Source organism: Vibrio sp. 1CM7H (assembly GCF_023161645.1).
Lineage (GTDB): Bacteria > Pseudomonadota > Gammaproteobacteria > Enterobacterales > Vibrionaceae > Vibrio > Vibrio diabolicus.
Window position 1 is genome coordinate 178,725 of record NZ_JALNTV010000004.1, and the last position, 15,321, is coordinate 194,045.

Annotated in this window: 13 protein-coding genes; all 13 read left to right on the forward strand. The window is 38.2% G+C overall.

Annotated elements, in window-relative coordinates; genetic code table 11:
* Positions 1 to 9 precede the first annotated feature (9 nt).
* The 13 genes from wecC to MSG33_RS16570 all read left to right on the forward strand — a co-directional run bounded on the left by wecC (position 10) and on the right by MSG33_RS16570 (position 15,309).
* On the forward strand, positions 10 to 1,275 hold the full coding sequence (gene wecC / locus MSG33_RS16510; RefSeq protein ID WP_248381480.1) for a UDP-N-acetyl-D-mannosamine dehydrogenase: 1,266 nt from the start codon (positions 10 to 12) through the stop codon (positions 1,273 to 1,275).
* Positions 1,275 to 2,465 carry a UDP-N-acetylglucosamine 4,6-dehydratase gene (locus tag MSG33_RS16515; protein ID WP_248381481.1) on the forward strand — a complete coding sequence of 397 codons (1,191 nt, stop codon included), beginning with the start codon at positions 1,275 to 1,277 and terminating at the stop codon, positions 2,463 to 2,465. Before wecC ends, MSG33_RS16515 begins: the two co-directional genes overlap by 1 nt.
* 12 nt (positions 2,466 to 2,477) lie before the next feature.
* On the forward strand, positions 2,478 to 3,626 hold the full coding sequence (locus MSG33_RS16520; RefSeq protein ID WP_248381482.1) for a LegC family aminotransferase: 1,149 nt from the start codon (positions 2,478 to 2,480) through the stop codon (positions 3,624 to 3,626).
* Position 3,627: 1 nt separating this feature from the next.
* Positions 3,628 to 4,779: a UDP-N-acetylglucosamine 2-epimerase gene (neuC, locus tag MSG33_RS16525; RefSeq protein WP_248381483.1), complete on the forward strand. Its 1,152-nt coding sequence runs from the start codon at positions 3,628 to 3,630 to the stop codon at positions 4,777 to 4,779.
* 5 nt (positions 4,780 to 4,784) lie between these two features.
* Entirely contained in the window at positions 4,785 to 5,852 is a 1,068-nt protein-coding gene (gene neuB / locus MSG33_RS16530; RefSeq protein WP_047009449.1) for an N-acetylneuraminate synthase, read from the forward strand.
* The gene (locus MSG33_RS16535; RefSeq protein WP_047009450.1) at positions 5,852 to 6,781 is read left to right on the forward strand and encodes a methionyl-tRNA formyltransferase; all 930 of its coding nucleotides are present in this window, start codon (positions 5,852 to 5,854) and stop codon (positions 6,779 to 6,781) included. The genes neuB and MSG33_RS16535 overlap by 1 nt, the downstream gene beginning before the upstream one ends.
* A complete protein-coding gene (locus MSG33_RS16540) occupies positions 6,778 to 7,839 on the forward strand; it encodes a nucleotidyltransferase family protein (RefSeq protein ID WP_248381484.1) in 1,062 nt (353 codons plus the stop codon). The genes MSG33_RS16535 and MSG33_RS16540 overlap by 4 nt, the downstream gene beginning before the upstream one ends.
* Positions 7,839 to 8,540 carry an acylneuraminate cytidylyltransferase family protein gene (locus MSG33_RS16545; protein ID WP_248381485.1) on the forward strand — a complete coding sequence of 234 codons (702 nt, stop codon included), beginning with the start codon at positions 7,839 to 7,841 and terminating at the stop codon, positions 8,538 to 8,540. Before MSG33_RS16540 ends, MSG33_RS16545 begins: the two co-directional genes overlap by 1 nt.
* Positions 8,541 to 8,597: 57 nt before the next feature.
* Positions 8,598 to 10,271 (forward strand): asparagine synthase-related protein, encoded by a 1,674-nt coding sequence (locus MSG33_RS16550; protein ID WP_248381486.1) that lies wholly within the window; start codon positions 8,598 to 8,600, stop codon positions 10,269 to 10,271.
* A 4-nt stretch (positions 10,272 to 10,275) separates the two neighbouring features.
* On the forward strand, positions 10,276 to 11,634 hold the full coding sequence (locus MSG33_RS16555; protein ID WP_248381487.1) for a polysaccharide biosynthesis C-terminal domain-containing protein: 1,359 nt from the start codon (positions 10,276 to 10,278) through the stop codon (positions 11,632 to 11,634).
* A gap of 14 nt (positions 11,635 to 11,648) precedes the next feature.
* Positions 11,649 to 12,725: an alanine racemase gene (alr, locus tag MSG33_RS16560; RefSeq protein ID WP_248381488.1), complete on the forward strand. Its 1,077-nt coding sequence runs from the start codon at positions 11,649 to 11,651 to the stop codon at positions 12,723 to 12,725.
* A gap of 744 nt (positions 12,726 to 13,469) precedes the next feature.
* On the forward strand, positions 13,470 to 14,054 hold the full coding sequence (locus MSG33_RS16565) for a hypothetical protein (protein WP_248381489.1): 585 nt from the start codon (positions 13,470 to 13,472) through the stop codon (positions 14,052 to 14,054).
* On the forward strand, positions 14,047 to 15,309 hold the full coding sequence (locus MSG33_RS16570) for a hypothetical protein (RefSeq protein ID WP_248381490.1): 1,263 nt from the start codon (positions 14,047 to 14,049) through the stop codon (positions 15,307 to 15,309). Before MSG33_RS16565 ends, MSG33_RS16570 begins: the two co-directional genes overlap by 8 nt.
* The last annotated feature ends 12 nt before the right edge of the window (positions 15,310 to 15,321 follow it).

Here is a 15,321-nt window from a genome sequence, read left to right on the forward strand (position 1 = left end):
GAAGTATATATGTCTTTTGAAACAGTTTCGGTTGTAGGCCTAGGTTACATTGGCCTACCAACTGCAGCGATGTTTGCATCACGTAAGAAAAAAGTAATTGGTGTAGATGTTAACCAACATGCTGTCGACACTATCAATCAAGGTAAAATTCATATAGTAGAGCCTGAGCTTGATATGATCGTAAATGCGGCGGTAAAAGAAGGCTATCTAAAAGCGGTGAATACTCCAGAAGCCGCTGATGCGTTTCTTATTGCAGTACCAACCCCTTTTCTTCCTTGTAAAGATAATGAAATACCTGCACCAGACCTTTCTTACATCGAAGCCGCCAGTAACGCGATTGCGCCAGTCTTGAAAAAGGGTGACCTAGTAATTTTAGAGTCAACTTCTCCAGTTGGTGCTACAGAGCAGATGGCTGACTGGCTACTTCGGGCACGCCCAGATCTTACTTTTCCACAAACTCATGGAGAACAGGCAGATATCAATATTGCACACTGCCCAGAGCGTGTTTTACCTGGACATGTTGTACGTGAATTAGTGGAAAACGATCGTGTTATTGGTGGTCTTACTCCTAAATGTTCACAACGTTCGGTGGAGTTATACAAGACATTTGTTCAGGGGGAATGTGTTGTTACCAATGCCCGAACTGCAGAAATGGCGAAACTGACAGAAAACAGCTCTCGTGATGTCCAAATTGCATTTGCAAATGAGCTTTCAGTTATCTGTGACAAGTTAGAAATTAATGTTTGGGAGCTGATTGAGCTAGCAAACCGTCATCCTCGTGTGAACATCCTTCAACCAGGACCAGGTGTAGGTGGGCATTGCATTGCAGTTGACCCATGGTTTATCGTTTCAAAAACGCCAGTAGAAGCTCAAATTATTCATACAGCAAGAAAAGTGAATGACAGCAAACCCGGCTGGGTTGTGAGTAAAACTAAAATGGCTATTGCAGACTTTTTGCAACAGAACTCTGATAAAACCGCTAAAGATATTACAATCGCATGCTATGGCTTAGCGTTTAAACCTGATATTGATGATTTACGTGAAAGCCCAGCAATGCAGATTGTAAAAGAAATTGCTTCTTTCCACACTGGGAATGTAATTGCAGTTGAACCTAATATCCATCAATTACCGAATTCATTAGAGCAGGTTGAACTTCAGAGTTTTGACTTTGCAAAGTCGACAGCTGATATTCATGTAATGCTCGTTGACCATAAAGAATTTAAAGCTGAGTCACTAAACTCACCATACTTAGTAGATACCAAGGGGGTTTGGTAATGAACGCTATTTTGCCTTTAATCGGCCGTACCGAAGCCTTATTCACACAAGATATTGAAAACCATGAAGTAGAACTCTCACGCATTGTTTCTGAGTCCAGTTTTCTTGTTCTTGGTGGTGCAGGTTCCATTGGCCAAGCTGTAACTAAAGAAATCTTCAAGCGTAATCCTAAGAAGTTGCATGTTGTCGATATTAGTGAAAACAACATGGTAGAGCTTGTTCGAGATATCCGTAGCTCATTTGGTTACATTGATGGTGATTTCCAGACATTTGCTTTGGATATTGGTTCTCTAGAGTACGACGCATTCATAAAAGCCGATGGTAAGTTTGACTATGTATTGAACTTATCTGCGCTCAAGCATGTTAGAAGTGAAAAAGATCCTTATACATTGATGCGTATGATTGATGTAAACGTCTTTAATACAGATAAAACCATTCAGCAGTCTATTGATGCGGGCTCGAAAAAATACTTCTGTGTTTCAACAGATAAAGCAGCAAACCCAGTTAATATGATGGGAGCGTCAAAGCGAATTATGGAGATGTTCTTGATGCGTAAAAGTGAGCAAATGACGATCTCAACTGCTCGCTTTGCAAATGTGGCATTCTCTGATGGCTCGCTGCTACACGGATTTAACCAACGCATCCAAAAGCGCCAACCTATCGTGGCGCCAAATGACATCAAACGCTACTTTGTTACGCCTCAAGAGTCGGGTGAACTATGTTTAATGTCTTGTATCTTTGGTGAAAACCGTGACATTTTCTTTCCGAAACTGAGTGAAGCTTTGCACCTTATCTCGTTTGCTGATATTGCAGTGAAGTACTTAGAGCAATTGGGCTATAAGCCTCACTTGTGTGAAACAGAAGAAGAAGCGCGTCAACTAGCACATACGCTTCCAGAGCAGGGTAAGTGGCCATGCTTGTTTACGACGAGTGATACCACTGGAGAGAAAGACTTTGAAGAGTTTTTTACAGACAAAGAAGAGTTGGATATGTCTAGATTCGAAAATCTAGGCATTATCAAAAATGATCCTCTTTATAAGCAAGAGCTTCTTACTTTGTTTGAAAACAGCATTTCTGAGATGAAAGGTGAGCAAGCTTGGACTAAAGAGCAAATTGTAGAATTGTTCTTTACAATGATTCCTGATTTTGGACACAAAGAAACGGGTAAATACCTCGATAGCAAGATGTAAGTGGAGAAAGGAGTGAAAACAACATCTATTGTTGAATTTGTTAGGGATACCTACAAAACCAACGAGTTTATTCCATTGCACTCTCCAAAGTTCGATGGCAACGAAAAATCTTACGTAATGGAAACGATTGAAAGTACGTTTGTTTCTAGTGTTGGTAAGTTTGTTGATGACTTTGAGCGAAAGATTGAGGCTTATACTGGGACGGCTAAAGCAGTAGCAACAGTTAATGGCACGGCAGCATTACATGCTGCATTGTATATGGCTGATGTCCAAAGAGGAGATCTTGTAATTACGCAAGCTCTGACTTTTGTTGCAACCTGCAATGCTCTTTATCATATGGGGGCAGAGCCTATTTTTCTGGATGTATCTCCAGTGAGTTTAGGGTTGTGCCCTAAGGCTGTGGATGCATTTTTAGAAGAGAATGCTGAAGTCACAGACGCGGGGTGTATCTATAAAAAAACAGGTAGAAGAATCAAAGCCGTTGTACCAATGCACACGTTTGGTCACCCTGTAGAGCTTGATGAACTGGTTGCTGTTTGCTTGAAATGGAACATCACGCTGGTTGAAGATGCTGCAGAAAGTCTAGGCTCGTTCTATAAGGGCAAACACACCGGTACTATTGGTGATTTTGGTGCTGTCAGTTTCAATGGCAATAAGATCATCACCACAGGCGGTGGTGGTATGGTGTTATGTAAGACTCAAGAATTAGGTGTGCGAACTAAGCATGTTACTACGACAGCAAAAGTTCCTCATCCTTATGAGTTTTTCCATGACGAGCCAGGATTTAACTACCGTATGCCGAATTTGAATGCGGCTCTAGGTTGTGCTCAGATGGAAGTAATCGAACAGTATTTGAAGCAAAAGAGAGAACTTGCAGAGTGCTACAGTGAGTTTTTCAAAGGAACTGGCTTTAAGTTTGTCACTGAACCAGATTATGCACAGTCAAACTACTGGTTGAATGCAATCATTTGTCCAGATAAGGAAAGTAGAGAGCAGGTTCTTACTGACACAAATAGTTCAGGTGTTATGACTCGTCCAATTTGGCAACTCATGCACAGATTACCAATGTTTGAGAATGCAATACGTGGGGACCTTACATATTCTGAATTTATTGAAGCCCACTTGATTAACCTTCCAAGTACCCCTATCGAGATAAAGTAAAATGAAGAAAGTAGCAGTCTTCACAGGCACGCGAGCTGAGTATGGTCTTCTGTACTGGTTACTCAAAGACATCCAAGATGATCCAAGTTTAATACTGCAGATATTGGTATCTGGTATGCATCTATCACCTGAGTTTGGGGAAACTTTTAAACAGATAGAAGATGATGGTTTCAAAATTGACGAAAAAATAGAGATACTTCTTTCCTCGAACTCTGCTGTAGGCACCGCCAAGAGTATAGGGTTAGGGGTTCTTGGTTTTACAGATGCTCTATCTCGTCTAGATCCTGATGTTCTTATTATTCTCGGAGATCGTTTTGAAGCATTAGCTGCTGCTCAAACGGCCATGATTTTGAAGATCCCTGTAATTCATCTACACGGTGGTGAGATTACAGAAGGTGCGTATGATGATGCAATTCGTCACGCGATTACCAAGCTTAGCTATCTCCACGGTACGTCGACGGAGGAATATAGAAATAGAGTTATTCAGCTGGGAGAATCTCCGGAGCGAGTTGAAAATATTGGTGCAATTGGTTTAGATCATCTAAAGAGAGGCTCTTTTATGAACCTTGAACAATTAGGTGAGTCACTAAACTTTAAACTTGTGCAACCATACTTTGTAGTGACTTATCATCCAGTAACACTAGGTGATGAAGAACCAGAACAGAGTTTTCAGGCTTTGCTTGATTCTTTAGAAGCATATCCAGACTACCAAGTGATATTGACATACCCCAACGCCGATGACGGTGGTCGTCGAATAATCCCTATGCTTGAATCTTATGCAGCTTCACAGCCGGATAGAGTTCTAGCAATTCCATCATTGGGACAGATACGTTACCTTAGTGCAATAAAAAATGCCTCGGCCGTCATTGGAAATTCATCCAGTGGCATTATAGAAGTACCATCTTTTGATGTCCCTACCGTTAATATAGGCGTGAGACAGAAAGGTCGTTTAGCTGCTAAAAGTGTTATAGATGCAGAGCCTACAGTGGCAAGTATTTCTTCAGCGCTTAAGAAGGCAGTTTCTAGACAATATAAGCTAGCTAATGAAGTGGTAATGAATCCATACGGTCAAGGCTGTGCGAGCAAAAAAGTTATCAAAATGATTAAAGAGATGAAATTTAATCCTTGCAAAAGATTTTTCGATATTAAGTAGGTTTTATGACGGTAATAATTGCTGAAGCGGGAGTTAATCACAATGGTAGTCGTGAACTCGCTTTTAAACTGATCGATGCAGCGAAGGATGCTGGTGCTGATATCGTTAAGTTTCAAACATTTAAAGCTAAGAACTTGGCATCAAAAGTTGCACATCAAGCTGAATACCAGGTAGAGAATACAAAGAGAGAAGAGTCGCAACTCGCTATGCTGAAAAGGCTAGAATTGCCTTACGATTTGCATCATGAGTTGATAGATTATTGTGAAGAAATTGGTATCGAGTTCCTTTCTACAGCGTTTGACTCTGAGAGCTTAGACTTTTTAGTGAATGACTTAGGGTTGAAAACTCTTAAGCTCCCTTCTGGAGAGATAACTAATGCCCCTCTAATACTAGAGCATGCAAGAACTGGGTGTGACATTATCTTATCTACGGGAATGGCGACATTAGCAGAGGTAGAAGATGCTTTAAGTGTCATAGCGTTTGGTCTAACTCAAGATAAAAATGCCAAACCGTCTATTACTGCTTTCAGAGAGGCTTACGCTTCTTCCGAAGGGCAAATTGCTTTGCAAGAAAAAGTTACCATCCTCCACTGTACAACAGAATATCCGGCACCAATGGATGAAATAAACCTGCGTGCGATGGATACTCTAGGGGCATCTTTTGGCTTAAGAGCTGGTTATTCGGATCATAGTGAAGGGATTACAATTCCTATTGCAGCTGTAGCGCGAGGAGCTGTGCTAATTGAAAAGCACTTTACTTTAGATAAAACAATGGAAGGTCCTGACCATAAAGCATCACTGGAACCAGATGAGCTCAAATTGATGGTTGATGCAATTAGAAATGTAGAGATAGCCTTAGGCTCAGGTGTAAAGGCTCCGACTGTATCAGAAATAAAGAATAAATCAGTGGCAAGGAAGAGCCTTGTTGCATTGGACAGTATTGCCGTCGGAGATAGTTTTACAACAAATAATCTGACCGTAAAACGACCGGGAACAGGCATTAGTCCATTTCGGTACTGGGATATTCTTGGAAGTGTCGCTCAAAAAACATACGAACAGGACGAAGAAATATAATGAAGATTGGTTATTTTGCTGATGGGCCATGGTCTCATCGAGCAATTGAATTGATAGCTGAAACTGATGGCTTAGATATTGTGTTTATCGTCCCTCGTTATGACACACAGGACCCCATATTAAGGGAGTGGGCTGATAAATTGGGCGTTCCTTTTATTCCTGTAGAGAATGTAAACACGAACGAGTTTCTTTCTGTGATGGATGATTATAAACCAGATCTTTTAGTATCAATGTCATTCAATCAGATTTTGAAGAAGAGCATTATCGATTATGCACCCTTAGGCTTTATTAACTGCCATGCTGGTGCATTACCATTTTATAGAGGACGAAATCCACTTAATTGGGCCTTGATAAATGGTGAATCTTCTTTTGGTATTACGGTCCATTATGTGGATGAAGGTATCGATACTGGCGATATAGTCGAGCAGAGGTTATATCCGATTACACGAAAAGATAATTACGGTACTCTTCTCAATAAAGCTATTATCGAGTGTGCCAATGTTTTGTACTCTGCGATAGTCAAAATCTCTAAAAATGCAGTAAATGTTATAGAGCAAAAAGATATTCATCCTGTTGGTACATATTTTGGTATAAGAACATTTGGTGATGAAATTATCGACTTCAACTGGAGTGCAGAGAGAATCTATAACTTTGTTAGAGCAATTAGCTACCCGGGCCCTCGTGCGAGATTCTTTTTCAACAATGAAGAATATGCAGTTGAATCCTCTGAGCTAATACCTGAAGCTCCAAACTATATTGCGACTGTCGGTGAAGTCGTCGGTAGAAATGAAAACGGAATAGTAGTTAAAGTAGGCGATAGCACGATACTTCTAACATTAGTTGGACGTGTAAAAAGCGGTGTGACCGAACAGCTAGATGTTCCTAAATTTAAAATAGGTTCTAGGTTAACTAATAGAGGCTTGGAATGAGTCATTGTTGGCAAAAAACGCTAATATCTGAATCAAGCACAATTAAGCAGGCATTAGAAATCATCAACAGCGAAGCACTGCGCGTCGCTGTTGTGGTTGATCAAAACAAGAAGCTGCTGGGTATGATCACTGACGGCGACATTCGACGCGGTTTACTCAATGATCTGATGCTAAGCGACTCTGTTGCGAAGGTGATGAACTCTAAACCTATTACTGCCAAGCAGGGAGCTTCAAAAGATCAGCTAGTCGAGTTGATGGAGCGAAAGCAAATTCTATCGGTTCCATTGCTCGATCAAGAGAACAAAGTCGTTGGCCTTGAGACTCTTCATAGTGCCTTGAGTAAAGATAGATATCAAAATCCAGTGTTTATTATGGCTGGTGGCTTCGGAACTCGTTTACGTCCATTAACGGATAATTGCCCTAAGCCAATGCTAAAAGTAGGTGATAAACCTATTTTAGAGACAGTGATCAAGAGCTTTATCAAAGCCGGTTTTAGCAACTTTTACATCTCAACGCACTACATGCCTGAGCAAATTCACCAACATTTTGGTGATGGTAGTAACTTAGGTGTCAGTATCTCATATGTACACGAAGATACACCGCTTGGTACTGGGGGCGCGCTTGGCTTACTGCCTGAAGATATGCCAAGAGATCTACCATTGATTATGATCAACGGGGATGTGTTGACCAAAGTAGACTTTCAACGCCTGCTGAACTTCCATTTGGAGAATAACGCAGATGCGACAATGTGCGTGCGAGAATACGACTATCAGATTCCATATGGCGTAATTAATGGCGAAGGCAACCAAATCACTAGTATGGTCGAAAAACCGATTCAGCGCTTTTTTGTTAACGCAGGTATTTATGTTGTATCTCCCCGAGTGATTCAATCAGTAGAAAAAAATCAAAAAATAGATATGCCTACGTTGCTTGAGCAACATATGAAAGATCGCCAAAAAGTACTTATGTTCCCAATACATGAGTATTGGCTTGATATTGGTCGTATGGACGACTTCAACCGTGCGCAGATGGATATACTATCTCTGGGGTTAGAGTAATGTTAGGTTGCAAGAAAGTGATTGCTGTCATCCCTGCAAGGGGAGGAAGTAAGCGGTTACCGGGAAAAAATATAAGACAGCTAGGTGACAAACCATTAATCGCATGGTCGATAGAGGCTGCTAAAACATCTAAGTATATAGATCGCGTTATTATCAGCACCGATTGCGAAGATATTGCAAACATTGCACAACGATACGGTGGTGATGTGCCTTTTTTGCGACCGCAAGAACTCTCTGGTGATACTGCTGGCTCTAATGGAGTGATTCTACATGCTCTTGAACATATCGATGAAAGCTTTGATTATGTTGTATTACTGCAACCAACCTCACCTCTGAGAAAAGCTGAGGATATTGATATTTTACTTGAGTCATTTGACGAAAAGACCGAAGGAGTTGTGTCCGTGTGTCCGTGTGAGCATAGTCCACTGTGGGCAAACACGCTTCCAGATGACATGACTATGGGGAATTTTTTTCCTGAATCTGTAATTGGTAAACGTTCACAGGACTTACCTGATTATTATCGTCTAAATGGATCTATTTATGCTTTTAGAGTAGATAGCTTTGTTGAAAATAAAGGGATCTTCTACTCTGATAAAGTAAAAGCGTACAATATGCCCGTTGAAAGATCAGTCGATATAGATACTATTGTGGATTTTCATATCGCAGAAGTTCTGCTCGAGCATATGGATAATTTAAATTAATACATGGGAATAGAATCAACTATAAGGTTGTTCGTGGTTGATTAGTTGGAAATTTAAATGCTAATAAAAATAAACAAAACTTCACAGACTGGTTTAACAAAAGAAATTCAGTTTAATAATAAAGTGTTTTATTATCAAGTGTTTGGTAGCTTATATTTGGAAGATGAAGCCGAAGTCATTAAGGCTATACTTGATAACAACAGAAGTTATTTGGCAAGATTAATTGGAAACTTTACTATTGTTGTTCTAGACCCTAACACCGGAAAAGTGAAAATTGTCTCTGATCGTCCGGGTAAACAAAATATATTTTACCATATATGTAAAGGTCTACTTACAATTTCAGATGATTTCTGGGAGATAAAAACTGCTTTATCATTTGGCATAAGTGATCTTGACGTAACCGCAATAAAGCAACAAATAGTATTCTTCACAGGTTTAAATGAACGGACGCTTATCAAAGGTGTAAAGACCGTACCTGCAGCTACAACTCTAACAATAGAATTGGAAAAAGAATCTGTATTATCGGAAAGATACTGGCAGTTTAGTTATCTTGATAACCAGCTCTCATATGATGATAAGCTTGATTTAATTGATGAAACCTTTACCAACGCACTTGGTACAGTTAAAGCGCTTAACCCTAATGAAGCGAGTTTTGCAGTAGGTATTAGTGGTGGACTTGATTCTCGTATAATTCCTTATTACGCAAAAAAGAATGGAATGCAGATAGAAGGCTTTACTATCGGTCTGGAAAGGCCAAGAAAGGTATTTCTATCTAATGATTTCAACAGCGCAAATAAAATTGCAGAACATTTTGGATTAGAGCGACGTACATTAGAATATAATTCTATACCACTGAACAAGCAACTGGATTTGGAATCAAATCTTGCCCCTGAAATAGGCTCTCAAATCTTTAAAGTTGTTGATGTTGGTGAATTAAAATCAAATGTGCTCATTACTGGTGCCAGTGGTTTTTTGATTGGTGCATCGCCATTATACAGTTCAATCAAGCAAAACCCCTTACTAGATCATACCTTGCTGTACCAATCTCTACTTGGTACAAAGCCTAAAGCGGCTAAAGTAAAGAAAGCTATTAACTCGTTTACTGGCTTACCCTTAGATTTTAAACCGAAACTGAATATGTCTGGTTTCGGGGATTTCTTTACAAAAACAGAGTTAGATGAATGCATTGCTGATATTGAAGCATTCTACGCTGACCTTGGTACACTCTCTAAGTCAGAAAAGTTGATGAACTATGCGATTTTTGGTCTAGGAAGAAATAATGCCAAAGGTGCTTTTGAAAGCTTTTTAGGCCAAAAAGACTCTTACAGTATTTACACTCCATTCTTCTTAGATACTGTGCAGCAATTTAATGAAGATGAATTGCTCAATAGACAATTATTCCAAGAGTTTATTGCTAAGAGATTACCAGAGTTATCTGTAATTCAAGGTCAAGACTTCAAACCTACCCTATCTGGTAAACCGAATCCAATAACGACGGTTTCGAGAAAACTATTAGCGATGGGTAACTTCGTTATTAGGGGAAGTGGTGTAATGAATTATGAAAATTGGGTTAAATCTAGTGAGTTTAAACAATTGAAGACCCGGTTGGATAGCGATACTAAATCGATTCAAGCTGAATTAGGTTTGAGTTTCGACTATGGAGATCATAGAGTTCATCCTGCACTTCAACAAAATATCTTAAAAATGCAAAATATTTTGTCAAAGATATAATGTTATGAATTTTAATAGTATTAAATTACTATTATTGAAGCCAGTAGTAATCTATCTACTGGCTGATATTTTAGTAAAAGGCATGCAGTTTTTGTTAATGCCTTCAGCATCTCACTTGTTGAGTATTCAAGAGTACGGTAAATTAACACTTTTCTTAGCTTTACTTACCGCTTTAGTTCCTATGGTAAGCCTTTCAAGTGAATCTGCTTATTCTATTTTCTACAATCAAGAATTAGGAAAAAATAAAAAAAGATTGTTTATAAATAGTATTCATGTTGCAGGAACGGGGTTTATTGGATTCACTTTGGTTACTATATTATTATCATTTATTGATGATTATCTCTTATTCAATATAGTTTCGTTAAAGTATCAAATGACAAAAATGTTCTTGATAGTGTTCTTTGAATATTTTGTTAACTTGTATTTACTATCTTGTCGCCTGAGTTTTGATAAGACCAAATATTTTTTCTGGTTTATCTTCTACTTTGCAATGAAGTTTATTGTTGGTCTTACATCGATATATGTTTTCAAAAGCTCTGATGCATACTTAAACTCTATACTAGTTCTAAATCTAGTATTTGTATTTATTATTGTTTCTAGGTTTTTTAAGTTAACTGAATTCTTTAAAGAAGTGTTTTATTTTGATAAAAAGTCTTATATTAGAATTGTAAAATATTCTACAATAATTTTACCGGTTAGTATTTTTTCTGTCGTCAACTCTATGGTGGATAAAGCATATATTACTTCACTATTACCAGTACAAGAACTAGCAAATTATACGTCTATATTTTTACTAGCAGGTGCAATTCAGATTGTTATACTTGCGATGAATAAAGCATATATGCCTAAGTTGTTGAAATTGTACTCACAATATGGATACGTTTCTTTAGAAAAAATGAGAAAAAACACAAAGAGCCTCATGGTAACTAACTATTTGGTTTTTCTGTCTTGTATCGTGGTATTACCCTTCATTTTTAAACTGATTTATAGTGATAACATAGAGTTTAGTTATGATGTGTATGTGGTTCTTAGCTTAAGCTTTTTGTTTAATACGTTGTATATACTTTATACTAATGTTCTTTCTCTAGAAGAGACAACAGCAAAATATAAAATGTTTGGTTTTCTATTTGCTACGTTAGTAAATATTCCATTAAGTTATTTTTTAACATTGAGGTATGGTATTTTAGGCTCCGCTACGTCAACATTGTTAAGCTGTATTTTTGCTGCGTTTATACTTTATGCTTTAGTTAATGCTAAAGTAAAACAGCGCTACCTTATGAAAGAAAGTATTGGTTTTCTTGTAAGTGCATGCATGACAGCAGCGATTGTAGTGTACCTAAATACGCATCTAGTGATATTTTAAGAAGGTAAATAAGAGTGGCTGAGCCTTACCTATTAATTGATTTAGAATCGATTAAACATAATGCGAAAGTTCTAAGAGCAAAAACAAATGGTAAATGTGAGCTTATTGGCGTAATAAAAGCGGATGCTTATGGACATGGTGCATTAGAAATTTGTCAAACTATTGACTCTATTGAGACTTTTGCGGTTGCTCGCCTGTCTGAAGGTATCGCTTTGAAGAGATCAGGTATAAAAAAAAATATTTTAGTTTTCTCTGGTGTTAATACATACGATGATCTACTGCAAGCCATTGAGCATGAACTTGTAGTTGTAGTTCATTCCGAGAGTCAACTCTACATTTTGAGAAAACTTCCTATAGATTGTGAGTTACAATGTTGGATTAAGTTTGACAGCGGTATGCATCGTTTAGGGTTACATGATGATGAGCTCAATCGCACTCTTGAAGTTTTAAAATCTATGCCAAATATCACGATAAAAGGAGTTTTGAGTCATTACTCTTCTGCGGACAATGATCCTGAGCGAAGTCTTTTCCAGTTAGATAACTTTGAAAGTACCACATCTACTCTAAGTGTAAGTACCTCAATTACAAACTCTGCAGGACTCTTACAGGGTTACTTTAATGATCAAAGCCATGTTAGAGTTGGTCTTTCACTCTATGGCCTCTCTCCCTTGGGCGATAAAATTGGTCCAGATCTTGGGTTACGCACATCACAATCTCTAAAAGCTTATGTTACCTCGGTGCGTCGCCACTCCAAAGGTGAGCCTGTAGGTTATGACGGTATTTGGGTTTCTGAAAAGGACACAAATTTAGCGGTGATTGGGATTGGGTATGCGGATGGCTATCCGAGAAGTGCAAAAAATGGAACTCCAGTACTTATCAATGAGATTGAATATCCTCTAGTTGGACGGGTTTCCATGGACTTAATCAGTGTAGATATTGGTAATGATTCCGACGTTAAAGTGGGAGATGAAGTGACCTTATGGGGTGATTCTCTACCAATTGAGCACATTGCGAAATGTGCTGGAGTTATCCCCTATGAACTTCTTACGGGCGTCTCTAAGCGTGTAAGTCGTCGTTATTTTAACAGCTAAATGGTCAGCTTTGGTCGTAATATTACATCCAGAGAAAATTAGGTTTTATTTGGTATCAATATGATATTTACATCTAAAGGTTATCTAAATCTATTATTGGCGACGATAATTTTATTTTTCATCTCTCGGCAGAATATAATAAATTTAGGGGCTTTAGCTTATTTTAATCATATATATATACTGATTTGTATTGTTGCATTCTTTATCTGTATTATATATAAGCCAGTTAAGCGAAGATTTCTTTTTCTATCTTTTATACTATTTATGTATTCGGCTTTCATGGTTTTCCGAAACGGAATACCTATAATAAATATTCTACAAACATTTTTAACTTTAAAGTTTGTATTTGTTTTCTTTGTTATGGCATATGCTTTAAACGCAGATAGACCAATGCTATTAGCTAAGTTCACGAAAGCACTCACGTATATTTTATTGTTTTCCTCTTTGTTTGTTGTTTCTGATTATTTAGCTCCTAACTTATTGTACTCATTACCAAAAGATGGCCGTGGCATTATGGGAGTGAGTCCGGGATCTTTTTTTGGGTCTCGAGTTTTGTACTCTGGATTTCTTCTATTATATAGTATTTTGTTATTGTCATTTAAATATAGTAATGACTCTAAACGATATTTCATTTACAAACCTAAATTCTACTGGTTGCTACTCTTTTTTGCATTTTTTTTATTATTTCTGACATTTTCTAGGAAAGAGCTTTTAATCCTTTTAGTTGCATATGGAATTACCATAATGTACAAAAATAAAGGGCTGATCAGGTTGCTTGGGACGATTGCTCTTGTTGCAATTACTCCTGCTATTTTAGCTGGTTTATGGCTTGTTCTTGGCGATTCCATACAAGCCAACTTCAACGAAAACTATGTTCGTTATAAGATCTTTTATTATGCAATGGAGATCTTCGAGTATAACTTCCCATTTGGGTCAGGGCCGGGTACATATGGAACCGTAATGTCCAAAATGTATACCGATGTTTATACTTTCTTTAAAGTCGATAAAGCCATTATCGGTTATGGAAGCCAGATTGAAGGCCCTATTTTTGACTTGTTTTTTGTCTCACTGATTGCTGAGTATGGTCTTGGTATTATATTTGTCATGTGGTTTATTTTTCAGCCTTTTTTTGCTGAAAAAGATGGTTATGTTGACCAGGTTGTTCATGTTAGGTTGATTCGTATTAATGGATTTTTAATGCTTGTTGGGATTGGCTCGATGGTACCCATTATGGGGAATATGATAGGATTATTGCTTTTCTTTTTACTAGGGGTATTGACTTCGAACAACGCTATTTTTGTTCATAGTCGGAAGCGAGCAAATGCATAAAGTCGTAGAAACACATATTCTTGAAAACAACCTTAGCAGCGAAGCCGAGGTTTGGCCTCTACTCAAATACCAAATGACTCGCCATATTACTCTGTCTAAAGGGGTAGAGGATATGGAGTTTAAATCAAAGTCATATGTGTCATTGCTGCTTTCTCTCATTGTTAGCTTCTGTAACTTATTTAGGGCTAGGTTTAGCAAGAAGAAAGTGGCTTATTTTGGTGCATTTTCTCGCGTATCGATAAACGATGGCATGATATACGACGAATTCGTTTCCGCAGAAAAGCAAGAGAAGCTATGCATTCTATATCATTGCTCAAATTTTGAAGGTGCAAAAGTCCTAACATGCTTTAAGCGTGGAGTGATCTTTGAAAACCTTATCATAACGTTACTCGTTGTATTCATTAAACGCTTTGGGTGGCATTCTCGAACTCCTAGCCTTTCTGAAGATTTCATTGAGCTATTAATCCGAGAGTATGGTGTCTCTCAGAAGCAAGTAGAAGCCATTTTACGGGACTACGAATGCAAGAAGACTGCGTATAAGAAATTGCTGAAATGGCTTGGAGTTCAGAATGTTGAAATCGTGTCAGCATACACTAAGCCTGCAATAGTTAGCGCAGCTAATGAGTTAGGTATTAAGACGCTTGAATACCAACACGGCCTATTGGCACCTTACCATCCCTCTTATCATTATGCCGGTGTGGAGTTATGGCGCAGCAGCATGTTACCTACACGTCTGAAGATCTATTCAAGTTTTTGGCAAATGAAAATGCGTGAAGCCAATTTTGTACCAGAGGATAAGATCGAAGTAGAAGGTGCGTTGCCACAAGTTTGTGAAGAGGTAAAAAAGCAGATATTCAAACAAGTGGGTAACGATAAGTTCTTTATTTTTACTGGACAGGGTATTTGCTATGCAGACGTTGCTGAATTCGTCACAGGTCTAATAGAGCAGTTCCCAGACTACACCGTTGTTTATCGACCTCATCCACGAGAGCATCAAAACCACATTCAGCTTTCAACCATAGTGCAAAATGACAACTTTAAAGTCATTGATAGAGAGGCATATCAAGATACGCTGACGTTAATTGGTGCATCTAAAGCTCACTTTTCAATATTCTCCTCTTGTCACTTTGAAGCTTTAGAGCTTCTTGGGCGAACTTACGTACTTGATGTCGTGGAAAACAACTTAATGAAAGAAGGTGGTGAGGACGAAAATATAATCTTCATTACTAAAGCATCTCAAATTATGGATATATAGTGCCCAAATACC